Below are 25,830 nucleotides of genomic sequence, written 5' to 3'. Positions count from 1 at the left end.
AGGCCAGCCCCTTTTCAAGGACTGGCCGTAATCTCGACGAGCGAACCCGTCAATGGCGCTTTGGTCTAAGCGCGAAGCTCAAAAGCGTTAGTTGCTCTTGGGCTCGAGAATCTGACGGCCGCGATACATGCCCGACTTGAGGTCGACATGGTGCGGACGGCGAAGCTCGCCGCTGTCCTTGTCCTCGACATAAGCTGCGGCCTTGAGCGCGTCGGCCGAGCGGCGGAAACCGCGCTTCATCGGCGTCGTCTTCCTCTTGGGAACTGCCATTTCCATCTACTCCATTCTTGCCGCGCAACCCACGAGGGACAAAGAGGTCCTACCGCGCCGGTCACGCTGAAACCGTCATACCGTGTTCGGATTGGGCCGCTCTATACAGGATCGGCAAGCGCTTGGCTAGTCTTGGGCATACGAAAATCGTCACATCTCATAGCGCTGGCGGCCCATTGAAAAGGCAGGACGCATTGGAGGAAAACCGCCGCGCCCGAGCCTCGACAATTCCCGCCACGCTGGTCAGCCCCGCCGTCGGATGGCCAGGGCGCCGCACATGGGGATTGGGGAGAGTAACCGTGAGGAGTGCGGCCCGCTGCCAGGTGAAATTTTCCGCGCTCGTCCCGAACGCAGCCTGAGCTCCCGCCTCGACACCGAACTGCCCATCGGGCCCCCATTCGGCGATATTGAGATAGATTTCCATGATCCGGCGCTTGGGCAGGACCAGATCGATATAGATGGCCAGCGGCACTTCGAGCACCTTGCGCACCACCGATCGGCCGTTCCAAAGGAACAGATTGCGCGCCACCTGCATGGTGATGGTCGAAGCCCCGCGCGCCTCTTGTCCAGCGAGGAAATTGTCGATCTCGGCCCGCAGCGCAGCGACATCGACGCCGTGATGGGAACAGAACTGGCCATCTTCCGAAAGGACCACCGCGGTCTTGAGCCGATCGGAAATCTCGTCGATATCGCGCCAGACCCGTGTGACGGGCTGGCCGGTGACATAGCGGGAGACCATGAGGGTCGAAACCGGCGGCACCACCCAATAGAGCGGCACCAGGACCAGCGGAATGGCGATGAGCGCCGCAACCAGCATCAGCGGCATGGCCAACCAGAATTTCCAACTGCGTTTTCTGCGCCCGGCCACGCCCAGCCCTTTCTCGTCCATCGCGCCGCCCGCGCTTGTAGAATGGAGCAAGAGGCTTTAGCAAACCCTGCTATGAGCGAATATGATTTCGAGACCGAACTTTCCGTTTGCGCCACGCAGATCGAGGCCTTTCTTGCCGAGAGGCTGGAGCGGACCGGGAGCCCGCCGCGCCTCCTCGCCGCCATGCGCCATGGCGCGCTCGGTGGCGGCAAGCGCCTGCGCCCCTTCCTCGTGCGGCTGTCGGCTGGCCTGTTCGGCGTAACGCCGCAAGCAAGCCTTGCCGCTGGCGCGGCACTTGAAATGATCCATTGCTATTCGCTGATCCATGACGATTTGCCCGACATGGACAATGACGAATTGCGGCGCGGCAAGCCCACGGTGTGGAAGGCGTTCGATCCGGCCCTGGCCATTCTGGCCGGCGACGCGCTGCTCACCGAAGCCTTCGCCGTCCTCTCCGATCCCGCCACCCATGCGGACCCCGCGATCCGTGCCGATCTCGTCGCCACCCTCGCCCTTGCCGCCGGTTCGTCCGGCATGGTGGGCGGTCAGGTGCTCGATATCGAGGGCGAAGCCAGCCCGCTCGACGAGGACGGCATTTTTCAGATGCAGGCGCGCAAGACCGGCGCGCTGATCCGCGCCAGCGCCGAGATGGGGGCAATCCTGGGCCGAACGGGCGAAGAGGAGCGCGCGGCACTGGTGCTCTTTAGCGCCTCGGCCGGCCTTGCCTTCCAGATCGCCGACGACATTCTCGACGTCACCGCCACCTCCGACGCTCTCGGTAAGACGGCAGGCAAGGATGTGGTCCAGAACAAATCCACCATCGTGGCCTTGCGCGGCCTGGCCGGCGCGCGTGCGATACTCGATCACGCCGTGGAACAGGGGCTCCACGCGCTCGAAGGATTCGATGCGAAAGCCGACCCGCTGCGCGCCCTGATCGGTCATTTCGCCCAGAGGAGCTATTGAGCGTGCCGACACCAATGCTTCCCGCCGTGCCGGTGCTCGAAACCGAGCGGCTGATCCTGCGCGGTCATCGGCCCGAGGATTTCGATGGCGTTCACAGGCTCTGGAGCGATCCGGCGGTGGTCGAATTCATCACCGGCCGGCCCTCGACCGAAATGGAATCCCAGGTGCGCCTGCTGCGCTATATCGGCCATTGGGCGGCGTATGGCTTCGGTTACTGGCACGTGATCGAACGGGAAACCGGAGATGTCGTCGGCGACGTGGGCTTTGGAAAATTGAAGCGCGATATGGTCCCCCCGGTCTCGGGCGAGCCGGAAATCGGCTGGGTCCTCATGCCCCATCATCACGGCAAGGGTTATGCGACCGAGGCGGCCCGCGCGGCGCTGGAATGGGGTGACGCCAATTTCGAGAGCCAAGGCACCTTTTGCATCTTCCATCCCGACAACACCGGCTCGATCCGGGTGGGAGAAAAGCTAGGCTACCGGTTCAGCCACACCGCGCAGTATATGGGCGGCGACACGCCGGTTTATGTGCGCCCATCATCGCGCAACGCTTAAGCGCGCGGACGATTTCCCCAGGCTTGCCAGCCCTTGGTCAGCCCATAGGCCAGAGCGATAAGCGCAGCGAGCACCCCGTCGAACAATCCCGCTTCGGTCGCACCGGGTGCCCCGGAAACGAAAAGGCTGGCGATGAACAGGCCTGCCTTGTTGAGAAAGCAAAGCTCCCAAACACCTGCCGAAAGCCGGGGCCGGATCGCCAGGAGTGCGAACATGCCGGCAAAGAGCGCAAAACCGAGCATCTGCCATGTGGAAAGCCAGACAAGTTCCGGGGCGACGGGCGTGAGCGTGGACAACGCCGCATAGGCCGCCGCAATCGCGCAGAGGGCCATGATTGCCCGACCCACGGCGTCCGATCGGGAAACGATCGGTTGCACGAGCCTGCTCATTCGGCTGCCGGCTTGGCGCGTCCAGCTCCGAACCGGTTCTCGATATAGTCGGCCACCATCAGCTTGAACTGATCGGCCACGTCGGCGCCCTTCAGCGTCGCGACCTTCTGGCCTTCGACGAACACCGGGGCCGAAGGCGTTTCGCCCGTACCGGGAAGGGAAATTCCGATATCGGCGTGTTTCGATTCCCCCGGCCCGTTGACGATGCAGCCCATGACGGCCACGCTCATCGCCTCGACGCCAGGATATTTCTCGCGCCATTCAGGCATCGAGGTCGAAAGATGGTCCTGGATTTCCTTGGCCAGCGTCTGGAACGTGGTCGACGTGGTCCGCCCACAGCCGGGGCATGCCGCGACCACCGGAACGAACTGCCGGAAACCCATGGTCTGGAGCAATTCCTGGGCGACCTTGACCTCGAGCGTGCGGTCGCCGCCGGGCTCGGGGGTCAATGAAATGCGGATGGTGTCGCCGATCCCCTGCTGGAGCAGGATGCCCAGCGCCGCCGAGGACGCGACGATGCCCTTGGACCCCATGCCCGCTTCGGTCAGCCCCAGATGAAGCGCGTAATCGCAGCGCGCGGCCAGTTCCTGATAGACGGAAATCAATTGCTGCACGTCTGACACCTTGGTGGACAAGATGATCCTGTCGCGCCCCATGCCCAGCTCCTCGGCGCGCTCGGCCGAAAGGATCGCCGAGCGGATGATCGCCTCGCGCTGCACATGCGCCGCGCTCCAGGGGTTCTCGCGGCCTGCGTTTTCGTCCATCAGCACGGTCAGCAATTCCTGGTCGAGAGACCCCCAATTGACCCCGATCCGCACCGGCTTGTCGAACCGGTTGGCGATCTCGATCATTTGGGAGAATTGCTTGTCGCGCTTGTCCTTGAAACCCACATTGCCCGGATTGATGCGGTATTTGGCAAGCGCTTCGGCGCAAGCGGGGTGGTCGGACAACAGCTTATGGCCGATATAGTGGAAATCGCCGACCAGCGGCACGTCGATGCCGCGCAGCATCAGCCGGTCGCGGATAAAGGGCACTGCGGCGGCCGCTTCGTCGCGATCGACAGTGATGCGCACGATCTCCGATCCGGCCCGCGCCAGGGCGGCCACCTGGGCCACCGTCGCCTCGATATCGGCGGTATCGGTATTGGTCATCGACTGAACGACGATGGGCGCCCCGCCCCCCACGGTCACCCCGCCGACATCGACCCCGACCGTTCTGTTGCGCTGCGCTGGACCTGCCATCACGGAACCCTTTCCTTGCGGGCCACACATAAGCCTTCCCGGCAACCGGCGCAACGTTACAGCCCCGGACTTGAACCCGGCTTGACCTTTCCTATCTATTTTCCATGACCAAGAGCTTCGCTTCCCTCCTGCTGCCTCGCTTCCTGCGCTTTCGCAAGGAAGTGATCCTGCTCTGGAAAGCCTTCTGGGCCCCGAGCACCCCGCTCTATCTCAAGGCCGCGACCGTCCTGGCCGCGCTCTACCTCGTCTGGCCGGTCGATATCCTGCCCGATGTGATCCCGATCCTGGGCCTTGTCGATGACGTGATCATCGTGCCGCTGGTCGTTTCCTGGATCGTTTCGCGCCTTCCCGGACGAAACGCACCGGCGGAGCGTGAAGGTCCCATCATCGATGGAACCGCCCGTCGGGTTTAGCGTTTGAAAGGCCGTAAAGGGAACCATTGTCGGCTGGATGCACTTATAGCCGCATGATGGTCACTGTGAGGGATTTGTAAAATGGGCCTTTCCACAATTCTCATTATCATTCTGATTTTGCTTCTTATCGGCGCCCTGCCGACATGGGGATATTCGCGCGCCTGGGGTTATGGCCCCACCGGCATTCTTGGTGTCGTGCTGGTTGTGGTGCTGATCCTGATGCTCATGGGCATCATTACCTGACACACTGACCCATCGGCCCGCTCTTTGGCGCGGGCCGGTTCCTGATTGATCTCCTCCCTATCTCGGACGGTCCGGATTTATCCGCACCGTCCTTTTCTTTTGGGCCGGCTCATTCGAGCCTGATGAGGAGGTCCTTGGCATCGATCTGGTCGCCGGGTTTGACGAGGACTTCGGCGACGGTTCCGGCCAGTTCGGCGTGGAGCGCGGTTTCCATCTTCATGGCTTCGATCGAAAGCAGCACGTCGCCGGCCTCGACCTTCTGGCCGGCCTGCACCGCCAGCGTCGAGATCACGCCGGGCATGGGCGCGCCGACCTGCCTGGGGTCGTCCTGTGCGGCCTTGGGGCGGGCAACGATCTCGCCGGCCTTGAGCCGGTCGGGCACCGAGACGGTGCGCGGCTGGCCGTTGAGATCGAAGAACACCTTGACCCTGCCCTTCTCGTCGGTTTCCGACTGGCCCAGGAACTGCACCACCATGGTCTTGCCCTTTTCGAGATCGACCATGATCTCGTCGGCGGGTGCCAGGCCATAAAAATAGACCGGGGTGGGTAGCACTTCGGTGGGCCCGTAAAGATCCTGCGCCTTGGCGAACTCGATGAACACTTTCGGGTACATCAGATACGAGGCGAGCCGGTAATCGTCGATCTCGATCCCGGTCGCTTCCTCGGCCTTCTTACGTTCGGCTTCGAGATCGGCGGGCGCGAGATAGGAACCGGGGCGCTCGGTCATCGGCGTGCGGCCCTTCAAGACCTTCTTTTGCAACGCCTGGGGGAACCCTCCGGGAGGCTGGCCGAGATCGCCGGCAAAGAAGCCGACAACCGAATCGGGGAAAGCGATTTCCTTGTCGGGATTTTCGACGTCTGACCGGCTGAGGTTGGACGAGACCATGGCCAGCGCCATGTCGCCCACCACCTTGGACGAGGGGGTCACCTTGACGATATCGCCGAACATCCGGTTGACGTCGGCATAGGTCTGGGCGACTTCGTACCAGCGGGTTTCCAGCCCCATCGAGCGGGCCTGTTCCTTGAGATTGGTGAACTGGCCGCCCGGCATTTCGTGCAGATAAACTTCCGAGGCCCCGCCTTTCAGATCGGATTCGAATGCCCGATACTGCGTGCGCACCGCTTCCCAGTAGAACGAGATTTCGCGGATCGCCTTGGGATCGAGTTCCGGATCGCGCTCTCCGCCCTTGAGCGCAGCCACAAGCGAACCGAGCGTGGGCTGGCTAGTGGTGCCCGAAAACGAATCCATTGCCGCGTCCACGGCATCGACACCGGCTTCGCACGCCGCCAGTACCGTGGCCGCCGCCGCCCCCGAGGTATCGTGAGTGTGGAAGTGGATGGGGAGGCCGATTTCTTGCTTGAGCGTCGCGACGAGCTTTTTGGCCGCCGCCGGCTTCATCAGCCCGGCCATGTCCTTGATGCCCAGAACGTGGGCGCCCGCCGCTTCAAGTTCCTTAGCCAGGGCGATATAGTATTTGAGATCGTACTTGGCCCGGTCGGGGTCCAGCATGTCGCCGGTGTAGCAGACGACGCCCTCGCACACCTTGCCGCTTTCGATCACCGCGTCCATCGAGACGCGCATGTTCTCGACCCAGTTGAGGCAATCGAACACCCGGAAGATGTCGATGCCGCCCTCGGCGGCCTTTTTCACGAAGAACTGCACCACATTATCGGGATAATTGGTATAGCCCACGCCATTGGCGCCACGCAGCAGCATTTGCGTCAGGATATTGGGCGCGCCCTCGCGGATTTTGGTCAGGCGCTCCCAGGGGTCTTCGTTCAGGAACCGCATGGAGACGTCGAACGTCGCGCCGCCCCAGCATTCGAGCGAAAAGAGGTTGGGCAGGCCGCACGAATAAGCGCTGGCGATCTTGTCCATGTCGAAGCTGCGCATGCGGGTGGCCAGCAGGCTCTGGTGCCCGTCGCGCATCGTCGTGTCGGTGAACAGCACCCGGTTTTGCGCCTTCATCCACTCGGCAAGCCCCTTGGCGCCGTCGCGCTCGAGAATCTGCCGGCTGCCGTCAAGGCGGGGGAGCGAAGGATATTGCGGCACCACGGGCGCTGCGGCATTGGCCGGCGGCCGGGGCCGATCGCGCACCTCAGGGTGACCGTTGACCGTCACGTCGGCCATATAGGTCAAAAGCTTGGTCGCCCGGTCCTTGCGCCGCTCGATGTCGAACAGATCGGGCGTCTCGTCGATGAACCGCGTGGTATAGGTGTTGTCGCGGAATTTGGGGTGCGAGATGATGTTTTCGAGGAACGCCAGATTGGTCGACACCCCGCGGATACGGAACTCACGCAAGGCACGGTCCATGCGCGCAATGGCTTCCTCGGGCGTCGGCGCCCAGCAGGTGACCTTTTCGAGCAGCGGGTCGTAATAGCGGGTGATCACCGCGCCCGAATAGGCGGTGCCGCCATCGAGCCGCACCCCGAACCCGGTCGCGCCGCGATAGGCGGTGATGCGGCCATAATCGGGGATGAAGTTTTCTTCAGGGTCCTCGGTGGTCACCCGGCACTGCAGCGCGTGGCCGTGCAGTTCGATGTCTTGCTGAACCGGAACGCCCGATTCCGGCGTGCCGATCACCGCCCCGTCCATCACATGAATCTGCGCCTTGACGATATCGATCCCGGTCACCTCCTCGGTGACCGTGTGCTCGACCTGGATGCGCGGGTTGACCTCGATGAAGTAGAATTGGTCGGTCTGGGCATCCATCAGGAATTCGACGGTGCCGGCGCAGCGATAGTTGGCGGCCTTGCCCAGCCGCAGCGCCGCATCGGTCAGGGCCTTACGCGTTTCGTCGTTGAGATAGGGCGCCGGGGCGCGCTCGACCACTTTCTGGTTGCGCCGCTGCACCGAGCAATCGCGCTCGAACAGATGTACGAGATTGCCGTGATCGTCACCCAAAAGCTGCACCTCGACGTGGCGGGCCTTTTCGACAAGCTTTTCGAGATACATCTCGTCCTTGCCGAACGCCGCCTTGGCCTCGCGCTTGCCTTCGGAAACCTCCGAGCGAAGCTGCTTGGGGTCGGTAATGCGCCGCATGCCGCGCCCGCCGCCGCCCCAGCTCGCCTTGAGCATCAGGGGATAGCCGATCTCATTGGCCATGCGCTCGACAGCATCGAGATCGTCGGGCAGCGGTTCGGTGGCCGGAACCACCGGCACGCCGGCCTTGATCGCCATGTTGCGCGCCGCGACCTTGTTGCCCAAATCGCGCATGGTCTGGGCCTTGGGCCCGATGAAGATGATCCCCGCATCGGCGCAAGCATCGGCAAATTCGGGGCTTTCCGAGAGCAGCCCATAGCCGGGATGGATGGCGTCGGCGCCCGAAATCCGCGCCACGCGGATATATTCGTCGATCTGGAGATAGGCTTCGACCGGCCCCTTGCCCTGCCCGATCAGATACGCCTCGTCGGCCTTGAACCGGTGCAGCGCCAGCTTGTCTTCCTCGGCAAAGACGGCGACGGTTTTCAGCCCCAGTTCATTGGCCGCCCGAAACACCCGGATGGCAATCTCGGACCGGTTGGCAACGAGAATCTTCTTGATCGGCATGAAGGAAAAACACCCTTGATCTGTCTCGAAAACGGCCGGAACCCAATAGCCCCGGCGATATGCATGCGTCGTCGCTAAGCCGGGACATGCACCCGGCGCAAATCATCGTCCCGTTTCATGCGCCCATCCACCGATGGGCACGAACGAGAGATCAGGACAGGGGTTTGTCCAGATGGGCGGCGAGATGGTTCATGTCATAGCCCGCCTTGGCCGCCGAATCGATGATCGTATCGGCATTGTCCTTGCCCGCCTGGCTCAGGGCCCAGAGCGTGGTCGAGCGCGTACCCGAACGGCAGAAGGCGAAGACCGGCCCATCGCTCTGGTCGAGCGCATTCTGCGTGGCGGCGACCAGATCGGGCGTCACACCCTCGCGGCCCATAGGAATTTCATAATAACCAAGACCTGCCGCACGCGCCGCCTCGCCGATAGCGGCGCTCGAAGGCTGGTCCGGCGCTTCGCCATCGGGGCGGTTGTTGATGATCGAAACAAAACCCGCCTGTTTGATGGCTTGAACGTCCTCGGGTTGGATCTGTCCCGAAACGCTCATGCGGTCATTGATCTTTTTGATGTCCAAAACTTGTCTCCAGCAAGCAAGAATGCCCGGCATGTCGGCAATTTCTCTGCGAAACGGCGACCGCTCGAACCCGCAAGGCACGCTTGCGTCTGCGTCTTATAGACGCCAAGTCCCGTTTCGCGCAACACGGAGACGCTGTCGGTTCGTGCTAGGCGGCCTCGATCGCGCGGCTCGTGCGCGCTTCGATTGCATCGAGCGGCTCGGGCCGGCCCAGGAGATATCCCTGGAACCCCGTACAGCCCAGTTCGACCAGAACTGCATGCTGCTCACGGGTTTCAACGCCTTCGGCGATAACCACGACGCCCAGGCTGGCTGCGATCTGGCAGATCGACTGAACGATCATGGAATCGACCGGCCGCGAGGTGATCTCGGCCACATAGGCCCGATCGATCTTCAAGATGTCGAAGGAAAGATCGCGCAGATATCCCAAGCTCGCATGGCCGGCCCCGAAATCGTCGACGGCGATCCGCACGCCCAGCGCACGCAGAAATTCGAGGTTCTTGCGCTCAGCAGAATTTTTCTGGAGCGGCACCGTTTCGGTGATCTCGACGATCAGTTTTTCCCCCGGCAAGCCGGCATTGGCGAGCTCCTCGGCGAAATGGGCGGCATAATCAGGATTGCGCAGCTCGGCCGCCGAAACATTGATCGCCACCGCCGGCACGCCAAGGCGCGGGAAATCGGCGCAGGCCCGGCGCAACACCCATTGGCCGAGCTTTGAAATGAGATCGGACTGCTCGGCGATCGGAACGAAGGCGGCCGGGGAAATCATGCCGCGCACGGAATGGCGCCAGCGCACCAGCGCCTCGACCGACCGCAGCGTGCCATCCACCGCCTGAACGGGCTGATAATAAAGCTCAAGCTCTTCCATGAGGATCGCGGCGCGCAGTTCGCGTTCGACGAAGCGCTGATAGCGCTCCTCGGTCAGAAGTTCGCGCTCGAAGGCGACGACGGTGCCGCGCCCATTGTTCTTGCCCTTGTAGAGCGCTAGGTCCGCCTTGGAGATCAGCGTATCGGCATCGCCCGCATCCTCGGGAGCGATCGCGATGCCCAGCGTTGCCGAAAGCCGCATGTCGCGCCCGGCCAACGGACGCGGGCGATCGAGCTCCTCGAGCAGACGATCGCCCAGGCGTTTGAGCGCGGCCTTGGAGCTGATCCCCGACAAAACGAAAGCGAATTCATCGCCACCCAGCCGCCCGATCACCGCTCCGGGCACCAGTTCCTCGATGGTCCGCACCAGACGCACCAGCGCCTGGTCTCCCGCCGCGTGACCATTGCCATCATTGATCGATTTGAGATGGTCCATGTCGATCTGGACATAGGCAACCGGCATCCGATCGGCCTGGCGCACCAATTCGCGCAACCGGTCGAGGAAATATTTCCGCGTGAAGACCCCAGTGAGGGAGTCGCGGTTGAGCGAGGCAAGCAAATCCCGCCGCCGCGCCTCGGCAATAACCAGCGCGCGGCGCAGCGAAAAATAGCCCATGAACACAATGAGGATCAGCCCCATGCCCGAAAACCCGGCGGTCAGAAGCGCTACGGGGGCAAGCTCCTGCCCCATGGCGAGGCTCACCAGCCCGGCCCCCGACGCCCCGATAACCGCCAGCGCGGCCAGGCCCGAGGCCATTGCGGACCCGCGATAGGCGGTGAGAATGTTCGTCAGCGAGAGTTCAGTGCGCATAAGGGGTGAGGTCCGTTTCGGTGCGGGGACCTTATTCGCCACGCTTTAACGCCTTGTGAATCTTCCCAATTTAATTAAGAAGATCAATAGCGTAACCCAAGTATAGACTGCGCCCGCGCCAGCGTTATCGCTTCATTTCATGACAAGTATGCGACAAGCCTCACGGGCGCACGCCCTATGGTTGCGGCAGTGTTACTCGACTATATCGTCGGCCTCATCGGCGCCGATCCACACCTGCCAGATGTCGCGCGAAGCGATGAGGAAATGCTGGGCCACAGCTTCCGCAGTGGCCTCCTGTTCAATCTGCCAGGCCAGAAGTCTGTTCATTTCAGCAATGGGCATGGAAGCGCGGGCCAGATAGTCGGCGACATCGGGCGCATCGGCAAACACCCATTCGGCCGTGGCGATCACCACGGTATCGGGCGCAAAACCCGAACCACCGAACGGCACGCAATCACGGATCGCCATGCATTGGGCGTTGCCCGGATCGAAGCCACCCATATCGAGCGGAACGAGATCGAGCCTGTCGATCAGCGCGTTGGGTTGCCAATAATAGGCCAGGACCGGCTCGCGGCGCGAAACCGCATCGGTCAGCGCGGCATCCATGGCGAACCTGTCCTCGGGCTCGACGACGTCGAAGCGCTCATCGAGCCCGAGCCCAGCGGCCATGTTCCTGTTGATCACCGAACAGGCCCAATCGGCCGGACACGACATCAGCTTCGCCTTCTCCTCGCCCTCGGCGAGAAAGACCTGCCAATGGTCCATGATGTCGGCCGTGCCCACCAGTCCGTTGTTGTTGGCTTTGACGTAAGACGGCACGAACCAGGCTTCCAGCGGACCATCGGCAAACGTGGGCGCGGCGGCGCGCGCGCTTGCCGCCTGCATCGCCCCGTTCCAGACATCGGCCTGCCGGGAGACCCAGAGTTCGGGCGCCACAGCCGGTTGCTGGGTGGTCGCCATGGACGACAGCGTCGCCTCGGGCTCGCCCGGCACCAGCCGCACCGTGCAGTTAAATTCCACCCTCAGGATCGTCGCATGGATATTGGCCAGGATCGCCGCGGACGGCCAGCCCATTTCGGCAATGGTGATCTCCTGGGCCCCGCATGGAGACTGTTCGGCCGCCTCGACGGCAGAGGGCGCTTCGTCCTCGGCGCCGACCGGATCAAGCACTTCAAATTGCGCCAGGGCAGGCGTTGCCGCCAGCACCGCCGCAATGACGAGGACATATGCAGCATCGATACGCATGAGGCTGGCTGGTCTCCTTTCGAGAGGTCGCGAAAAACTCGCAAAACCCTTCCGGTTAAGCAACTGGCGGGGCACGAAAAATCGTTCTGAAACCTGATGACTCGGCAAAGCCTGTTGTGCAATGGTAGCATATGGGAGGGTTCAGCGAGTGGGCCCGTTCCAGTTGGGCTGTCCGAGCCGAAAAGACCGCGATCCGCGGCACGGAACGGACGCGGCACGACCAAACAATGAGGGATATCATGCGTCACATCAAAAAGTCTTTGACCCTTGCGGTCGCTGCGAGCGTTCTCGCCGCAGCCAGCCCTGCGCTTTCGCAGGACGTTTCCATCGGCTTTCTGGGCGGGCTGACCGGCCCGATCGAATCCATGGCGCCCGGCATCGTGGCCGGTGCCCAATTGGCGGTCGACCAGGTCAACGCGCAAGGCGGCATTCTCGACGGCGACACGCTCTCGATGATCACGGCCGATGCTGCCTGCGATGCCACCGGTGGCGCCAACGCTGCCGACCGTCTGGTCAACACCGACAACGTTACGGCAATCGTCGGGGGCCTATGCACCGGTGAAACCATCGGCGGCGCTCAGTCTGCCGGTATTCCGGGCAATGTGGTGATGGTTTCGCCCGCCTCGACCGCACCGTCGCTGACTACGCTCGAAGACAACGATCTGGTCTTCCGCACCACCCCGTCCGACGCTTTCCAGGGTGAAAAGCTCGCCCAGTTGCTGCTGTCGAAAGACATCCAGGACGTTGCCCTGACCTACGTCAACAACGACTATGGCGTGGGATTGGCCGAAGCTTTCACTACCGCCTATGAAGCGGGCGGCGGCTCCATCTCGGCCAATCTGGCCCATGAAGACCTCAAGGCCGACTACCGCGCCGAACTGGGCAACCTTGCCTCCTCGGGCAGCGAAACCCTCGTCGTTCTCGCCTATGCCTCCTCGTCGGGACAGACCCTTCTGCGCCAGGCGCTGGAATCGGGCAACTTCCTGACCTTCGTTGGCGGCGACGGCATGGTCGGCGACGATCTGTTCACCGGCGTGGATGCCGCCTCGCTCGAAGGCATGATCGTTACCCGCGCCGGCGCATTCGAGGGTGAATCGGCAACCGTCTTTGGCGATCTGGCTACCGAGGCCGGGATCGCCGCCGATGCCATCTACGCGCCCCAGGCCTACGACGCGGCTTTCCTCCTGGCGCTGGCCATCCAAAAGAACGGTTCGGCCGATCGTGAAGGCCTCTCGGCTGCCTTGCGTGAGATCGCTTCGGCACCCGGCGAAGTCGTCCTTCCGGGCGAGTGGGAAAAGGCCAAGGAGCTGATCGCGGCCGGAACCGACATCGACTATCAGGGCGCCGGCGGCACTCTGGATTTCGACGATGCCGGTGATATTGAAGGCGTCATCGTCGAACTGGCCATCCAGGACGGTGCGTTCGTCGAAATCGGCGTCATCGAATAAGCGGACGCAAGTTCGATAGAAACCGAAAGGCCCGGGACTTTGCTCCCGGGCCTTTTGTTATGGGCGACTTGTTTTACACCTCAACCCTTGCGGCTGAGAACCTCGGGCAGCAGCCCCTGAGGCGCGAAGCGCAGGGCGATGGTAACGATCAGACCCATGACGAAGACGCGCATCTGCACCGCCCGGCTTTCGATATCGGGAATGGCACCCCAGCCCATATCGGATGAAAAACCCGACAGCCCGCCGAACAGCGCCTGGGCCAGAGGTTCGGACAGCATCCAGACGATATAGATGAACAGGCCACCGAACAGCGCGCCGAAATTGTTGCCCGCCCCGCCCACGATCAGCATCACCCAGATGATGAAGGTGTGGTTGATCGGCTGATAGCTCGAGGGGTCGTAAATGCCGACGAACGAGACGAGGATCGCCCCGCCGATGCCCATGAGCACCGAGCCGAAAACGAAGATCTCGAGCTGACGGCCGGTGACGTCCTTGCCCATCGATCCGGCGGCGACATAGTTGTCGCGGATGGCGCGCATCATGCGCCCCCAAGGCCCCAGATAGGCCCTGTGGATCAGGAACAATGCGATCAGCACGACGACGATCACGACGGCCAGGAACCCGCCGCGCGCCAGAATGAAGCTCGTTGTCGTATCGTTTCCGGCCGCCTGATAATATTGCGGATTGGGGACTGGCCAGCGAATGGGCGAAACAGTCAACGTACCGCGCGTCAGCCATTCGAGGTTCTTGATCACCGCGCGCAGGATTTCCGCGATGCCGATGGTGGCGATGGCGAGGTAATCGGCCCGCAGCCCCAGGCTGACCTTGCCCACGAGATAACCGATCAATCCGGCCAGAACGCCGCCGAAGGCCCAGCCGATGAGGACGGGCAGGCCCAGCCCGCCGATCCAGCCAGCGGTCGAGGTGATGTAATTGGCCGCCGGGTCCATCTGGCTGCGGAAGATCAGATAGGCGATGAACCAGGCCACAACAATGACCGCTCCGCGCCACTTTCCCGTGATCCCCAGACGCTGGACGCGATGGGCGAAAAAGATCAGGACCGCGCCGATCGCTGCCGCGACCAGCGTCCGTCCCAGATAGAGCGGACCTTCCGAGGTCCAAAAACTCATATTGAGGGGATAGGAGATGAAGGTGACGGCAAATCCGCCCACCATCAGCATCCCCAGAATGCCGAAATTGAACAGCCCCCCGAAACCCCATTGGATATTGAGCCCCATGGCGACCAGCGCAAAGGCGAAGGCTTCGACCAAAAGGCGCACCGTAAAGGGCGTACCCATCATTGTAGCGACCACGACGATCAGCGCAAAGAGCGCTCCGAAAAGCCCGATATAGCGCGCGGTCATGTGGAGGCTCCCTTGAAGATCCCCGTCGGCCGCACGAGAAGGACGACGACGAGAATGACGAAGGCGACGGTGAGCTTATATTCCGACTGCACGAGCGTCAGCGAGCCGGGGATTTCGAACCACAGCACATCCCGGAACGGGCGCAGCAGCACCGACCAGTTGAAAACGGCCAGCGTTTCGGCAAAACCGAGCACGAACCCGCCAGCGATCGCCCCATAGGCATGGCCCAGCCCGCCCAGGATGGCGGCGGCGAATATGGGCAGCACGATGTTGAACGCCAGATCGGGCTTGAGCGAGACGTCGAGCGCAAGCATGGTGCCCGCAAGGCAGGCGAGCGCGCCCGCGATCACCCATGTAACCCGCACGACCAGCTTGGTATTGATGCCCGAAACCTTGGCCAGATCGGGGTTGTCGGCCATGGCGCGCATGGCCTTGCCCAGCCGCGAACGGGTGAGGAAATAGTGCAGCGCGATCACCGCAACGATGGTGGAGATCACCAACAGGACCTGAGGTTCGGTGATGGTGATCGGACGCGTCACCCCTTCGATGGGCAATTCGATCCTGAAGATATCCTTGGGTGCGGCATCGAAGAAGGAATAGGTGCCGACCCCGAAAAACAGCCGGATAAGGCCTTGGATCATCATGGTGACGCCGATCGAGGCGATCAGCAGCGTCACCGGCTTGGCCCCACGCGCCCGGAGCGGCGCATAAAAGCCCTTGTCGATGCCCAGCGCGATCGCCGCCGCGATGACCATCGCGATCGGCACGACGACAAACCCGGTCGGCAACGGCATGACGAGCCCGCTCGCCGCCAGCAGGCTGGCCAGAACGAAGGTGACGAACGCGCCCATGGTCATCATGTCGCCATGCGCGAAATGGGCGAACCGCAGGATGCCGAAGATCAGCGTCACGCCCACCGCGCCCAGCGCATAAACCGAGCCGAGCACGACCCCGCCGATAACCGCCTGATTGATAAAGAAGATTAGGTCGTTCATCGCTGCTTATCAGCCCCCAAGAAAGCTCTTGGCCACTTCCGGATCGTCGAGCAGTTCCTGCCCGGTTCCAGTGAACCTGTTCTGACCGCTGGTGAGCACGAACCCCTTGGTCGCAAAGGCAAGCGCCTGACGCGCGTTCTGCTCGACCATCAGGATACCCACGCCCGCGGCGTTGATTTTGACCACCTGCTCGAAGATTTCCATCATGTAGCGCGGTGAAAGCCCGGCCGAAGGCTCGTCGAGCATAAGCAGCCGAGGCTTACTCATCAGCGCCCGGCCCATGGCCACCATCTGGCGCTGCCCGCCCGAAAGCTCGCCCGCCGGCTGGCGGCGCTTGGCCTTGAGATCGGGGAACATTTCATAAACTTCGTCGAGCGTATCGGAGATGTCGTCACGCCGCACGAACGCGCCCATTTCGAGGTTTTCGTGCACCGACATGGAGGTGAAGACGTTGTGTTCCTGGGGCACGAAGCTCAGCCCCATGGGCACGAGGCGGTCGGCCTCCGAATTGGTGACGTCCTGTCCCCCGAAGGTGACGGTGCCTTCGGTGACCGTGAGTAGCCCGAAAATCGCCTTGAGCGTCGTCGATTTGCCCGCACCATTGGGACCGACGATGACCCCTATGTCGCTGGTGTTGATGGCCAGGTTGACGCCGTTGAGAATAGGCGCGCCGCCATAACCGGCGACGAGGTTCTTGAGTTCGATCAGGCTCATGGATGCGCCTCCACCGGTCCGCCGAAATAGGCTTCGACAATCATCGGATTGGCGCGCAGTTCTTCCATATTGCCCTTGGCGATGACTTCCCCCTGCGCCATGACGATTACCGGATCGCACAGCCGGGCGATCAGATCCATGTCGTGCTCGATGACAAAGAAGGTGTAGCCCAATTCGCGGTTCATGCGCTCGATGTTGGACGCCAGATCGTTGAGCAGGGTCTTGTTGACGCCGGCGGCCACTTCGTCGAGCAGGACGACCTTGGCGTCGACCATCATGGTGCGGCCCAGCTCGAGGAGCTTCTTCTGCCCGCCCGAGAGATTGCCGGCCAATTCGTTCTTGACGTGCCCGAGTTTGAGGAAGTCGATGACCTCGGTGGCCTTTTGCCGTACCTCGGCCTCGCGGGCTGCGACCTTGCCCGGCTGGAACCAGAGCGTCGCGAGGCTTTCGCCCGGCTGGTCGCCCGGCACCATCATGAGGTTTTCCAGCGCTGTCATGTGGGAAAATTCATGCGCAATCTGGAAGGTGCGCAACATGCCCAGCTCGAACAATTCATGGGGCTTGAACCCCGTGATGTCCTGGCCGTCGAAAACGATCTGGCCGCTGGTGGGCGGGAAATTGCCCGCCACCATATTGAATAAAGTGGATTTGCCTGCCCCATTGGGCCCTATCAGCCCCGTGATCGATCCGCGCTCGACTTCGAGCGAACAGTTCGAGACAGCCAAAAGCCCGCCAAAACGTTTTGATACGCTGCGGACCTCGATTACCGCGTCAAACGCCACGCTTTCCCATAGCCCCTTGTTGGTCGATGGGCAGTATGCCGTTCTGCCCAATTTCGCGGCATCTGTTCACAAGCCGCCCCTTCGGTCAACTCAAAGCACGGAGAGCACCGCATCGGCTGTGGACTTGTTGTAGGCGACCGGGATGTCATAGAGCGTCGCCAGCCGCGTCAGAGCCTTGACGTCGACGTCATGGGGCAGCGCGCTCATGGGATCGATGAAAAAGATCAGCGCGTCGAGCCGCCCCTCGGCGATCATCGCGCCGAGCTGGGCATCCCCGCCCAATGGTCCGCTCTTGAGCGCCTCGACCGCCAGTCCGGTTTCGCGCGCCACGCGTCCGCCCGTCGTGCCAGTACCGACCAGATTGAACTGGCTCAGCCGTTCCTTGTGCGCCTGCGCGAAGGCGACCATGTCGTCCTTTTTTTCGTCATGGGCGACAAGCCCGATGGTCTTGGCTGCCATCAGGACAGGGCGCCGATCACCGCTTCGATGCGCTTTTTCATGGTCGCGGCGTCGAAGGGCTTGATGATGTAATTGTTGACCCCGCACTCGATGGCTTCCTTGACCTGCTCCTTGTCCGAGCGGCCCGTGGCCATGATAAAGGGCATACCCTGCGTTCGCGGGTGCTTGCGGATCACCTTCAAAAGCGTCAGCCCGTCGACATCGTCCATGTTCCAGTCGGAAATGATCAGATCGACATTGGTCTTTTCGAGCTTGGTCAGCGCATCGCGGCCCGACTTGGCCTCGATGATGTCCTTGAACCCGAGCTGGGTGAGGATGTATTTGCAGATGCCCCGCATGGATTGCTGGTCATCGACGATCAGAACGCTGACTGCGCTTGCCTTTGGCATTGTTTTTCCAGCTCATAAACTCAAGGTCCGTCGACGTTTGCGCCAATCGTCGTCCGAAACCGGGAAACGTTTTTCGGCCGCCCGCCCTCAAAGGGGGACCGCCAACCGCCAGAAACACTAGGCAACAAGCGTTACCATTCCCTCAATCGATCAACGGCGCCCGACACATCACGCGGTTTGCGCGCCCGGCGTTTTTCTCAGTTTGAGGAGAGCGGCGACCAGCCGTCCGGCGATCTTTTCGACGGGTGCTTCCTCGATGACCGCCCCCATCTCGAACGCGACCTTGGGCATGCCATAGACCAATGCCGAGCCTTGCGATTGCCCGATGGTGAAACCGCCGGCATCGCGGATGAATTTCAACCCCGCCGCCCCGTCGCGCCCCATGCCGGTGAGGATCGCCGCTACCCCCATGGCGCCGGCAACCTTGGCGACCGAGGAAAACAGCACGTCGACGCTGGGCCGATGCCCCGATGTCGCGTCGTCCTGCGTCACCCGGCACTTGATTTCGCCCGATGTTTTTTCCACGCGCAGATGAAAATCGCCGGGCGCAACATAGGCGGTGCCGTTAACGAGCGGCATACGGTCAGCCGCCTCGACCACCCTTACCGGCACCAATTCATCGAGCCGGGCGGCGAAACGCGTCGTAAAGCCCTTGGGCATGTGCTGGGCGATGAGGATCGGCGGGCAATCGGGCGGGATGGCTGACAAGACCTGCCGGATCGCTTCGACGCCTCCCGTGGACGCGCCGATGGCGATCAGCGCCCCCGATGGCGCGGCTGCGGATTTGAGCGGCAGGTCCGGTGCAGGCGTACGGTGGACACGAGCCTGAACGTCGCTATGGGCCGCCAACCGTACCTTTTCGCGCAGCGTGGTCCCAAACGCATCGAGCCCGCCGGCCATGTCGGCACCCGGCTTGGCGACGAAATCGACGGCCCCCAATTCCAGCGCCAGCATGGTCTCGGACGCGCCCTTGGTGGTGAGGGTGGAAACCATCACCACCGGCATGGGGCGCAGGCGCATGATTTTTTGCAGGAAGGCCAGCCCGTTCATATTGGGCATTTCGATATCGAGCGTCACCACGTCGGGATTGAGTTGCTTGATCTTTTCGCGGGCGTCGAGCGGGTCCTGAGCCGTCCCGACCACGACGATGTCGCCCTCGGTGGCCAGCATCCGGCTCAGCACATCCCGGATCAGCGCGGAATCGTCGACGACGAGAACCTTGATGGTGGATTTCATGCCGCTGCATCCCTCGTGCCGGCCTCGGCCTTGCGCTGATAAACCGTCTTGCCCACCAGCCTGAAACCCTTGGAAACGGCCTGCAGGTTTTCCGAATGCCCGATATAGAGGAAACCATCGGGAGCCAGGACCTGACCGAGCCTGTCGAACAGCGTGCCCTGGGTGGGCTTGTCGAAATAGATGGCGACGTTACGGCAGAAGATCGCGTCGAACGGCCCGCTGACCGGCCAGGGCTCGATGAGATTCAAAAGCTTGAAGGCGACCAGTTCGCGCGCCTCCTCGGGGATGCGGATTTCGCCTGGCCCGGCCTTTTCGAACAGCATGGTGCGCTGGGCGGACAATCCGTTGAGTTCGCTTGCCGGATAGAGCCCGGTCGCCGCCCTTGCGACGACGTTGGAATCGATGTCGGTGGCCAGAATCCGGAAGTCCCAGCGCTTGAGCTCGGGGTAGGCCGCAAGCAGGCTCAATGCGATCGTATAGGGTTCCTGTCCGGTCGAGCAACCCGCCGACCATATCCGCAACCGCGGACGCCCGCCCTTGCCCATCCGGCGCGGCCGGGCGACGAGCGAGCCCACGAAAGTGCTCAAATGCTCGAAATGATGATCCTCGCGGAAGAACCGCGTGAGGTTTGTGGTGAGCGCATTGACGAAATCCTGATCGTCCTCGGGGCGCCCGCGCATGTCGAGATAGTCGATATAGGCATCGAAACCGGGCAGCCCCAGGGCGCGCACGATCTTGGAGAGCCGGGAGACGACGAGGGTTCGCTTGGCGTCGGAAAGCGATATCCCGGCTATCGTGTAAACCCGTTCGCGGATGCGCGAGAATTCCCTTTCGCTCAAGCGAAACTCGCCATTGTCCATGCTTTTCCGACTCCCTGACACCCGATTGCCGATCTAGCCGGCAATGTGTTGCGCCAGCGCACCGGCTTGTTGCTTCGCCCGATCGTCGATCGTCTCGACCTCACCCCGCGCTGCACCGAGTGCCGTATCGGCAAGGTCGAAACTGGTGCCGATCATGGCCGTCTGCTCACTTAAATTGCGTAAATGGGCACCAGCCGCGCCGATGGTTTCGGCCAGCGCTTCGGCCGCCGACGAACTGGCTGCGACTTCGCCGAGCCCCGATTTGACCAGCGCGCGAATGTCCCTGGACGAGCGGGCGCTGGCCTGGGCCAGTTCGCGCACTTCGCTGGCGACGACGGCGAACCCGGCGCCTTTTTCGCCTGCGCGCGCCGCTTCGACGGCGGCGTTGAGCGCCAGAAGATTGGTCCGGAACGAGACGTCCTCGATGCTGGCGACAAGCGCATCGATCCGCGTCACCAGCTCAGTGACGGCCGCCACGCGGCCTCGGGTCTGTTCGGCCGAGGCCCGCGCCTGCTCGATTTCAGCCGCTATGCCGGTTGCGCCTTCGCCGGCCTTGCCGGCCAGCCCGCGCCCCGCTTCGACCTCGCCGCGCGCCTTTTCGAGATGCGTTCGCGCGTCGGCGGCCGATGCGGTCAGGACCTGCGCCGTGCTTCGGCAGATTTCGACCAACGCCCCGACCTTTTCGAGCCGCTGACGCGTGCGCTCATGGCCATGGAGCGCGGCTTGGCGTTCGGCGTCGAGTTCGCTCATCTGGCGGGCCAGACCATTGAGCCGGGTCGAAAGCCCGTCATTGGCGCCCTCTTCGATGACCGGCGCGCCCTCGGCCAGCGCATCGAGCCTGCCGAAAGCCGCATCGAGCGCGGCAAGCCCCATATTGATGCTGCCCAATTCATGGGTTTCGGCCACCGCGTCCGGCCCGATCCTGTAGCTCGTGTCGCCGCCTGCCAGTGCCTCGCCAAGATCGAGCAGAACATTGGCGGGGACGACCCGGCCCGGCCTTGTAAGTTCAATGAGCCAGCGATCGTGGCCCAAGGGCGAAAGCGTGGCCACAAAACGATGATCGGCCAGGGTGACGGCGTGGGTGGCGATATCGTCCTGGGGGGCAATTTCAATGCCCAGAAGCGCTGCGGCGGTGTCGGTTTCGGCGCATTCGGGAGCCAGCGCGGCGAGCCCCTTGCTCATCTTGACGATGACACCGGCCCGATCCACCAGCATGGCCGGCCGGTCGAGCGTTTCGAAAGCGGCCATATAGGTCATGGCGCGCTCGAGCCTCTGGCACAGATTGGCGGTGATGGCCCGCATATGCTCGATTTCGGTCGCCTTGCCGATCGGCCCGCTGCCGACCGCCTCGCCCAGCGCCGAAAGCGCCCGCCGCTGCGCGCGATCGGCCAGGAGCGCGGCGAAAAAGCTCACGACGATCGTCGCGGCCCAAAGGCCGGCGACGGCGAGGGGCCACCAGGACGCCGCCGAAAAATTGACGGCCAGCCAGATGCAGACCGCCCCGGTCGCGGACCACAGCGCAAGCAGTGCGGAAACGAGCCGGGTGCGGGCCAAACCACTTACCTTCTGGCGAGAAAATCTTTGGCCACCCTAAGGGGGTATGGTTAACGCTTGGTGAGCGGGGACCTGCGTCGGTAAGACATTGGAAACGTGGCTAGAACAGCTCGATATCGTAGAGCTTGGGCTTTTTGACCTGCCGTCTTGCGATTGCCAGTTCGTCGCCGACCAGCAGCGCGCTGTCGGTGCTCTCGAGACGCTTGACGAAGGCCCGGCCCGTATAGGGCTGGAACATCACTCGCCGCGCGAAGCTGCCGCCCAGATCCTGGCCCAGGAGCTCATAGCCTTCATCGGTCAGAAATTCGCGCATGAACTCGATGTTCTTGAGGCCCACATCGTTCATCCCCGAGTGGATATTGCCGCCGCCGAACGCCTTGAATTCGAGGTTGGCCTTTTTGCCCGTTCCCCTGGTCAGCACCATGTTGATGAGCTGTTCCATGGCGAACGCGCCATAGCGCGCCGATTCGCCGAACCGGTCCCGCGAATTGCCCGACTGGCTGGCCAGAAGAAAATGGTTCATGCCCCCGATCCGAGCCACCCTGTCGCGCACGCAGGCCGAGATGCACGAGCCCAGCACCGTCGAAAGGGTGGTTTCGGGTTCGCCTGCAACCACGCAATCGCCCTGATGGATGTTGGTCACCACGCCGCGCGTGAAATTATCGGGCTTCAAAACTGTCGTGACGGCATTGCCGCTTCCCTGGATAGGCCGCCCCGGCTTGGGCTCGGATGCGATTTTTCTCACCCTAGCGCCAGATCGTTAGCCGTTTGCTAACCCTAACGGGGGATGAGTAAGGCAAGGCAAACATGGCAGGCATAGTTTGCGCACTTGCCGCCATCATGGCCGGAACGGAAATCGGGGAACGTGCATGAGCTTGCACAAACTGGCCAGAGAGCTGGAGGAAACCGCGCGCCAGACCGCGGAAATGGTCGACGGCATCACGGCCAGCCTGCTCACATTGGGCGACACCTCGATCGATTGCAACACCGCCCGCTCGACCGCCATCCGCCAGATCGTCATGGCGCTCCAGATGCAGGACCGTATCGAGCAGCGCTGCCGCAACATGGCCGAAGCGGCCCGCAAGATGGCCGAGCTTGCCGATGGCCCCGCCTCCGAAGCGAGTGAAACCGTCTGGTCGTCGCTGACGCTCGACGAATTGCGCGACGAGTCGCTGTCGGGCATCGCCGCCCGCACCAATTCGGGCGAAGTCGAATTTTTCTGACGATTATCCGGCTGCACCGAGGTTCTACCTCGCGGCGACAGGAACAAGGGCACCGCTCATTCGTTTGATCATCACCTCCCTGCGGGGCGGTCGATTGATTTAAGATTTTAGAGCGGACCTTCATTTGACTCGTTATCAAGATTTTGCCGCGCGTACCGGATGGGCGGTTTCGGCTCCGAACTCGCTGTGGAGCATCGAGCGCGGTTTTTCGCCGCTGATCGGCACGGCCATCCACAATGGCCATCATGTCCGGCCCGAGCTTGTCGATCACTATGCGCTCGGCGCCGAGGGGCGGTTGCGCGAGGAAGACCCCTATACCGAATATTTCATTCGCGACGTGCCCAACCGCATCGTCTTTCACCGCTCGCGCTTCGAGATCGATCTCAACCGAGCGCGGGACGAGGCGGTGTATCTGCGGCCCGAGCAGGCTTGGGGGCTGCGCGTCTGGAAAGAGGAGCTGACCGGGCCGCTCGTGGATGCCTCGCTCGCTATCCACGACGCCTATTACGCCATGCTCGAACAGACGCTGGCCGGGATCGAGGCGATGCATGGGGGCTTCGTGCTTCTCGATATCCATTCCTACAATCATCGGCGCGAGGGCCCTGAAATTGCCACCGATCCCCAAAAGGCGCCGGTGGTCAATATCGGGACGTTTTCGATGCACAGGGAGCGGTGGGCGCCGTTGCTGGATGGTTTTATCGAGGCGCTGGCGTCGCAGACCGTGGATGGGGATTTCATCGACGTGCGCGAGAACGTCGCCTTTGCGGGCAAGGGCGAGCAGACGCGGTTCGTGCATGAGCGTTTTGCCGATACCGGTTGCGCCATCGCCATCGAGTTCAAGAAGGTCTTCATGGACGAGTGGACCGGGGAGCCGCACCTGGACCGGCTCGAACAGTTCCGCAAGGCGCTGACGGCGAGTTTGCCGGTGCTTGAGGAAAAGCTGGGGGCGCTCACGTGAGTGCGGGCAAGAAACCGGCCGAACCTCCGCTTGAAGAACGGATCGCGGGCGCGTTCGAGAGCGGCGAGACACTGCGCTGCGATCTGGGGCGCGGGGCGCGGCTGCATATCGACAGGGCGCTGCCGTTCATCGTCATCCACAGGCTCGGAAAAACCGGAGACGTGGCGCGGGCGGTGGCGGCGGCGAGCGCCTCTTATCTGCTGTTTCGCAACAAGCGGCAGGCGCGCGATATCATCGCCCAGGTCGGCGCGGCGATGAGCGGGAAATTCGGCGCCTTCATCGTCATCGAGATCGGGGAACTCGAAAAGGACGCGCTGGCCGAGGACGCCGATTATCTGCCCCCCTTCGAGATCGAGCTTGCTGCTTCCGAGGACGATGCGACGCGGGCCGCGCTCGGGGCGCTGGCGGCGGCGATCCAGGCGACCGACGCCAAATTTCGCCTGCCCCGGATATCGCAATCGTCGCTGACGACGGGAAAAGGCGACAGGCCCATGGTCGCCCAGCTTACCGACTATCCGGCGCTCCACATCGCCTTTGCGCCCATTTATCGGGCGCCGGATGGGGACACCATCTATCCCGACCTGCGCGAGCGGATGACCGCCAACATGGTGGATTCGATCCTTCAGGGCATCGCCGCCTTCGTGCGGGAAACCGGCGCCCTAAAGCCGGCGACCCATCGGGCGCTGGGGCGCAAGGTGTTCATCGACACCGTGGTGCGGGCCGACCGGGCCATGGACGAGGTGGCGCAATCTTTCGATTTTCTCCTCTCGGTCACCCCGATCAATGCCGGCCCGGCCTATGAGCAGTTCGTGGACAGTGGTCATAAGCGCGCGCCGCGCTTTCTCTACCGTCCGCTGACCGCGAGCATCGACCGCCAAAAGCGCGCGCTCTACGCCATCGATCTGGACCTCTTCGAAGACCCGGTGCTCTCGGGCCTTTACGAGGAAAAGCGCCAGGAACTCGACCTGCAGCTCTCGATGATCGCCGCGCGCGAAACGCCCCGTTTCCGCGAACTGGGGCGGGCGCTCTATGGTTCGGTGGAACCCTCGCTTCTGGCCGCCGCCGAAGCCATCCTCGACCAATGCCGTCCGGGACGCAAAGCGGGGGCCGCGCAGGTCGGCTCGAGCGTCGTAAAAAAGCGCGCCGAAGCGATGATCGCCGATTACGCGGGGGAGGATTCCGGCTTCGACGCCCGGATCGAGCTGCGCGACGACCTGCCCTCGGGCCTGATGGTCACCGGACGCCGGCTGTTGATCTCCAGGGGCATGGCCATGCCCAAGGGGCGCGTCGAGGCTTTGCTCAGCCATGAGGTCGGCGTGCACCTGCTCACCTATTTCAACGGCTCGGCGCAGGGGCTACGGCTGTTCCGCTCGGGGCTGGCCGGCTATGAGGGCTTGCAGGAGGGCCTTGCGGTGCTGGCCGAATATCTGGTCGGCGGGATGACGCCGGCCCGGCTGCGGCTGATCGCGGCGCGGGTGGTCGCCTGCTCGATGATGCTTGAGGGTGCCCCGTTCCAGGCGGTGTTCAACGCCATGACCCGCGAGCACGGCTTTTCCGAACACACCGCCTTCACGCTGACGCTGCGCATCTATCGCGGCGGCGGCTTTGCCAAGGATGCGGTCTATCTGCGCGGCCTGCTCGAAATCCTCGCCCATCTCGAAGGGGGCGGCAAGCTCGACCCCTTCTGGATGGGCAAGGTCGCCGCATCCCATTTTCCCGTCATCGAGGAGCTGGGCAGCCGGGGCCTGCTCAAGCCGCCCCGCATTGTTCCCCGTTTCCTCTCCCGCAAGGGAGCCTCCGAGCGGCTTGAAAAAGCCCGCGCCGGACTTGCCCCCATCGATATGGTCAACACCTAGGAGC

General features: G+C 62.8%; 26 protein-coding genes. 8 read left to right on the top strand and 18 right to left on the bottom strand.

Going from position 1 to position 25,830, the window contains the following annotated elements:
* Nucleotides 1-87: 87 nt before the first annotated feature.
* Nucleotides 88-270 (bottom strand): 50S ribosomal protein L32, encoded by a 183-nt coding sequence (rpmF, locus tag V4T21_RS00480; RefSeq protein ID WP_309159801.1) that lies wholly within the window; start codon nucleotides 268-270, stop codon nucleotides 88-90.
* Nucleotides 271-427: 157 nt separating this feature from the next.
* Nucleotides 428-1,096, bottom strand: coding sequence for a transglycosylase domain-containing protein (locus V4T21_RS00475; protein WP_440589610.1), 669 nt, complete (start codon nucleotides 1,094-1,096; stop codon nucleotides 428-430).
* 114 nt (nucleotides 1,097-1,210) lie between these two features.
* On the opposite strand from V4T21_RS00475, the gene V4T21_RS00470 reads away from it, so the two are divergent.
* Both V4T21_RS00470 and V4T21_RS00465 read left to right on the top strand, forming a co-directional pair.
* Nucleotides 1,211-2,101, top strand: a complete 891-nt coding sequence (locus V4T21_RS00470; RefSeq protein WP_332711533.1) for a polyprenyl synthetase family protein — start codon at nucleotides 1,211-1,213, stop codon at nucleotides 2,099-2,101.
* Nucleotides 2,102-2,103: 2 nt separating this feature from the next.
* Nucleotides 2,104-2,655, top strand: coding sequence for a GNAT family N-acetyltransferase (locus tag V4T21_RS00465; RefSeq protein WP_332711530.1), 552 nt, complete (start codon nucleotides 2,104-2,106; stop codon nucleotides 2,653-2,655).
* Here V4T21_RS00465 and V4T21_RS00460 read toward each other — a convergent pair.
* On the bottom strand, nucleotides 2,652-3,044 hold the full coding sequence (locus V4T21_RS00460; RefSeq protein WP_332711527.1) for a hypothetical protein: 393 nt from the start codon (nucleotides 3,042-3,044) through the stop codon (nucleotides 2,652-2,654). The genes V4T21_RS00465 and V4T21_RS00460 overlap by 4 nt on opposite strands.
* On the bottom strand, nucleotides 3,041-4,285 hold the full coding sequence (ispG, locus tag V4T21_RS00455; protein WP_332711525.1) for a flavodoxin-dependent (E)-4-hydroxy-3-methylbut-2-enyl-diphosphate synthase: 1,245 nt from the start codon (nucleotides 4,283-4,285) through the stop codon (nucleotides 3,041-3,043). The genes V4T21_RS00460 and ispG overlap by 4 nt, the downstream gene beginning before the upstream one ends.
* A 104-nt stretch (nucleotides 4,286-4,389) precedes the next feature.
* On the opposite strand from ispG, the gene V4T21_RS00450 reads away from it, so the two are divergent.
* A complete protein-coding gene (locus V4T21_RS00450) occupies nucleotides 4,390-4,698 on the top strand; it encodes a YkvA family protein (RefSeq protein ID WP_332711522.1) in 309 nt (102 codons plus the stop codon).
* An 81-nt stretch (nucleotides 4,699-4,779) separates the two neighbouring features.
* The gene (locus V4T21_RS00445; RefSeq protein WP_332711520.1) at nucleotides 4,780-4,941 is read left to right on the top strand and encodes a DUF3309 family protein; all 162 of its coding nucleotides are present in this window, start codon (nucleotides 4,780-4,782) and stop codon (nucleotides 4,939-4,941) included.
* Nucleotides 4,942-5,050: 109 nt separating this feature from the next.
* On the opposite strand, the gene pyc is transcribed toward V4T21_RS00445, so the two are convergent.
* The 4 genes from pyc to V4T21_RS00425 all read right to left on the bottom strand — a co-directional run bounded on the left by pyc (nucleotide 5,051) and on the right by V4T21_RS00425 (nucleotide 11,988).
* Nucleotides 5,051-8,491 (bottom strand): pyruvate carboxylase, encoded by a 3,441-nt coding sequence (gene pyc, locus V4T21_RS00440; RefSeq protein ID WP_332711516.1) that lies wholly within the window; start codon nucleotides 8,489-8,491, stop codon nucleotides 5,051-5,053.
* A gap of 151 nt (nucleotides 8,492-8,642) precedes the next feature.
* Entirely contained in the window at nucleotides 8,643-9,065 is a 423-nt protein-coding gene (locus V4T21_RS00435) for a protein tyrosine phosphatase family protein (protein ID WP_332711514.1), read from the bottom strand.
* Nucleotides 9,066-9,213: 148 nt separating this feature from the next.
* A complete protein-coding gene (locus tag V4T21_RS00430; protein ID WP_332711512.1) occupies nucleotides 9,214-10,743 on the bottom strand; it encodes a putative bifunctional diguanylate cyclase/phosphodiesterase in 1,530 nt (509 codons plus the stop codon).
* A 192-nt stretch (nucleotides 10,744-10,935) separates the two neighbouring features.
* Nucleotides 10,936-11,988 (bottom strand): glycine betaine ABC transporter substrate-binding protein, encoded by a 1,053-nt coding sequence (locus tag V4T21_RS00425; protein ID WP_332711509.1) that lies wholly within the window; start codon nucleotides 11,986-11,988, stop codon nucleotides 10,936-10,938.
* Between the two features lie 239 nt (nucleotides 11,989-12,227).
* Here V4T21_RS00425 and V4T21_RS00420 point away from each other — a divergent pair, with 239 nt between their 5' ends.
* Complete coding sequence (locus V4T21_RS00420) at nucleotides 12,228-13,436, top strand: ABC transporter substrate-binding protein (RefSeq protein ID WP_332711507.1); 1,209 nt, start codon at nucleotides 12,228-12,230, stop codon at nucleotides 13,434-13,436.
* Nucleotides 13,437-13,516: 80 nt separating this feature from the next.
* Here V4T21_RS00420 and V4T21_RS00415 read toward each other — a convergent pair whose 3' ends face one another.
* The 10 genes from V4T21_RS00415 to V4T21_RS00370 all read right to left on the bottom strand — a co-directional run bounded on the left by V4T21_RS00415 (nucleotide 13,517) and on the right by V4T21_RS00370 (nucleotide 22,534).
* The gene (locus V4T21_RS00415; protein WP_332711504.1) at nucleotides 13,517-14,800 is read right to left on the bottom strand and encodes a branched-chain amino acid ABC transporter permease; all 1,284 of its coding nucleotides are present in this window, start codon (nucleotides 14,798-14,800) and stop codon (nucleotides 13,517-13,519) included.
* Nucleotides 14,797-15,795, bottom strand: a complete 999-nt coding sequence (locus tag V4T21_RS00410) for a branched-chain amino acid ABC transporter permease (RefSeq protein ID WP_332711501.1) — start codon at nucleotides 15,793-15,795, stop codon at nucleotides 14,797-14,799. Before V4T21_RS00410 ends, V4T21_RS00415 begins: the two co-directional genes overlap by 4 nt.
* 9 nt (nucleotides 15,796-15,804) lie before the next feature.
* Nucleotides 15,805-16,509 (bottom strand): ABC transporter ATP-binding protein, encoded by a 705-nt coding sequence (locus V4T21_RS00405; protein WP_332711499.1) that lies wholly within the window; start codon nucleotides 16,507-16,509, stop codon nucleotides 15,805-15,807.
* Nucleotides 16,506-17,291, bottom strand: coding sequence for an ABC transporter ATP-binding protein (locus tag V4T21_RS00400; protein ID WP_332711496.1), 786 nt, complete (start codon nucleotides 17,289-17,291; stop codon nucleotides 16,506-16,508). Before V4T21_RS00400 ends, V4T21_RS00405 begins: the two co-directional genes overlap by 4 nt.
* Nucleotides 17,292-17,381: 90 nt before the next feature.
* Entirely contained in the window at nucleotides 17,382-17,750 is a 369-nt protein-coding gene (locus V4T21_RS00395) for a methylglyoxal synthase (protein WP_332711493.1), read from the bottom strand.
* Nucleotides 17,750-18,139 carry a response regulator gene (locus V4T21_RS00390; protein WP_332711490.1) on the bottom strand — a complete coding sequence of 130 codons (390 nt, stop codon included), beginning with the start codon at nucleotides 18,137-18,139 and terminating at the stop codon, nucleotides 17,750-17,752. The genes V4T21_RS00395 and V4T21_RS00390 overlap by 1 nt, the downstream gene beginning before the upstream one ends.
* A gap of 168 nt (nucleotides 18,140-18,307) precedes the next feature.
* Nucleotides 18,308-19,375 carry a protein-glutamate methylesterase/protein-glutamine glutaminase gene (locus tag V4T21_RS00385; RefSeq protein WP_332711487.1) on the bottom strand — a complete coding sequence of 356 codons (1,068 nt, stop codon included), beginning with the start codon at nucleotides 19,373-19,375 and terminating at the stop codon, nucleotides 18,308-18,310.
* Nucleotides 19,372-20,214, bottom strand: a complete 843-nt coding sequence (locus V4T21_RS00380; RefSeq protein ID WP_332711484.1) for a CheR family methyltransferase — start codon at nucleotides 20,212-20,214, stop codon at nucleotides 19,372-19,374. Before V4T21_RS00380 ends, V4T21_RS00385 begins: the two co-directional genes overlap by 4 nt.
* A gap of 54 nt (nucleotides 20,215-20,268) precedes the next feature.
* Nucleotides 20,269-21,789 carry a methyl-accepting chemotaxis protein gene (locus tag V4T21_RS00375; protein WP_332711482.1) on the bottom strand — a complete coding sequence of 507 codons (1,521 nt, stop codon included), beginning with the start codon at nucleotides 21,787-21,789 and terminating at the stop codon, nucleotides 20,269-20,271.
* A 100-nt stretch (nucleotides 21,790-21,889) separates the two neighbouring features.
* Nucleotides 21,890-22,534, bottom strand: a complete 645-nt coding sequence (locus tag V4T21_RS00370) for a chemotaxis protein CheD (protein WP_332711479.1) — start codon at nucleotides 22,532-22,534, stop codon at nucleotides 21,890-21,892.
* 124 nt (nucleotides 22,535-22,658) lie between these two features.
* On the opposite strand from V4T21_RS00370, the gene V4T21_RS00365 reads away from it, so the two are divergent.
* The 3 genes from V4T21_RS00365 to V4T21_RS00355 all read left to right on the top strand — a co-directional run bounded on the left by V4T21_RS00365 (nucleotide 22,659) and on the right by V4T21_RS00355 (nucleotide 25,826).
* On the top strand, nucleotides 22,659-23,012 hold the full coding sequence (locus tag V4T21_RS00365; RefSeq protein ID WP_332711476.1) for a hypothetical protein: 354 nt from the start codon (nucleotides 22,659-22,661) through the stop codon (nucleotides 23,010-23,012).
* Between the two features lie 124 nt (nucleotides 23,013-23,136).
* On the top strand, nucleotides 23,137-23,970 hold the full coding sequence (locus V4T21_RS00360) for an N-formylglutamate amidohydrolase (RefSeq protein ID WP_332711474.1): 834 nt from the start codon (nucleotides 23,137-23,139) through the stop codon (nucleotides 23,968-23,970).
* Nucleotides 23,967-25,826, top strand: a complete 1,860-nt coding sequence (locus tag V4T21_RS00355) for a flavohemoglobin expression-modulating QEGLA motif protein (protein ID WP_332711471.1) — start codon at nucleotides 23,967-23,969, stop codon at nucleotides 25,824-25,826. Before V4T21_RS00360 ends, V4T21_RS00355 begins: the two co-directional genes overlap by 4 nt.
* The last annotated feature ends 4 nt before the right edge of the window (nucleotides 25,827-25,830 follow it).

The organism is Pelagibacterium mangrovi (assembly GCF_036662815.1).
GTDB classification, from domain to species: Bacteria; Pseudomonadota; Alphaproteobacteria; order Rhizobiales; family Devosiaceae; genus Pelagibacterium; species Pelagibacterium mangrovi.
This window is presented reverse-complemented; position numbering and strand designations above follow the sequence as displayed.

Bases quoted from the DNA above. Each gene is read 5' to 3' on its own strand.
- rpmF (WP_309159801.1), bottom strand. From the start codon at position 270: ATGGCAGTTCCCAAGAGGAAGACGACGCCGATGAAGCGCGGTTTCCGC.
- V4T21_RS00475 (WP_440589610.1), bottom strand. From the start codon at position 1,096: ATGCCGCTGATGCTGGTTGCGGCGCTCATCGCCATTCCGCTGGTCCTG.
- V4T21_RS00470 (WP_332711533.1), top strand. From the start codon at position 1,211: ATGAGCGAATATGATTTCGAGACCGAACTTTCCGTTTGCGCCACGCAG.
- V4T21_RS00460 (WP_332711527.1), bottom strand. From the start codon at position 3,044: ATGAGCAGGCTCGTGCAACCGATCGTTTCCCGATCGGACGCCGTGGGT.
- ispG (WP_332711525.1), bottom strand. From the start codon at position 4,285: ATGGCAGGTCCAGCGCAGCGCAACAGAACGGTCGGGGTCGATGTCGGC.
- V4T21_RS00450 (WP_332711522.1), top strand. From the start codon at position 4,390: ATGACCAAGAGCTTCGCTTCCCTCCTGCTGCCTCGCTTCCTGCGCTTT.
- V4T21_RS00445 (WP_332711520.1), top strand. From the start codon at position 4,780: ATGGGCCTTTCCACAATTCTCATTATCATTCTGATTTTGCTTCTTATC.
- pyc (WP_332711516.1), bottom strand. From the start codon at position 8,491: ATGCCGATCAAGAAGATTCTCGTTGCCAACCGGTCCGAGATTGCCATC.
- V4T21_RS00430 (WP_332711512.1), bottom strand. From the start codon at position 10,743: ATGCGCACTGAACTCTCGCTGACGAACATTCTCACCGCCTATCGCGGG.
- V4T21_RS00425 (WP_332711509.1), bottom strand. From the start codon at position 11,988: ATGCGTATCGATGCTGCATATGTCCTCGTCATTGCGGCGGTGCTGGCG.
- V4T21_RS00420 (WP_332711507.1), top strand. From the start codon at position 12,228: ATGCGTCACATCAAAAAGTCTTTGACCCTTGCGGTCGCTGCGAGCGTT.
- V4T21_RS00415 (WP_332711504.1), bottom strand. From the start codon at position 14,800: ATGACCGCGCGCTATATCGGGCTTTTCGGAGCGCTCTTTGCGCTGATC.
- V4T21_RS00410 (WP_332711501.1), bottom strand. From the start codon at position 15,795: ATGAACGACCTAATCTTCTTTATCAATCAGGCGGTTATCGGCGGGGTC.
- V4T21_RS00405 (WP_332711499.1), bottom strand. From the start codon at position 16,509: ATGAGCCTGATCGAACTCAAGAACCTCGTCGCCGGTTATGGCGGCGCG.
- V4T21_RS00395 (WP_332711493.1), bottom strand. From the start codon at position 17,750: ATGGCAGCCAAGACCATCGGGCTTGTCGCCCATGACGAAAAAAAGGAC.
- V4T21_RS00390 (WP_332711490.1), bottom strand. From the start codon at position 18,139: ATGCCAAAGGCAAGCGCAGTCAGCGTTCTGATCGTCGATGACCAGCAA.
- V4T21_RS00385 (WP_332711487.1), bottom strand. From the start codon at position 19,375: ATGAAATCCACCATCAAGGTTCTCGTCGTCGACGATTCCGCGCTGATC.
- V4T21_RS00365 (WP_332711476.1), top strand. From the start codon at position 22,659: ATGAGCTTGCACAAACTGGCCAGAGAGCTGGAGGAAACCGCGCGCCAG.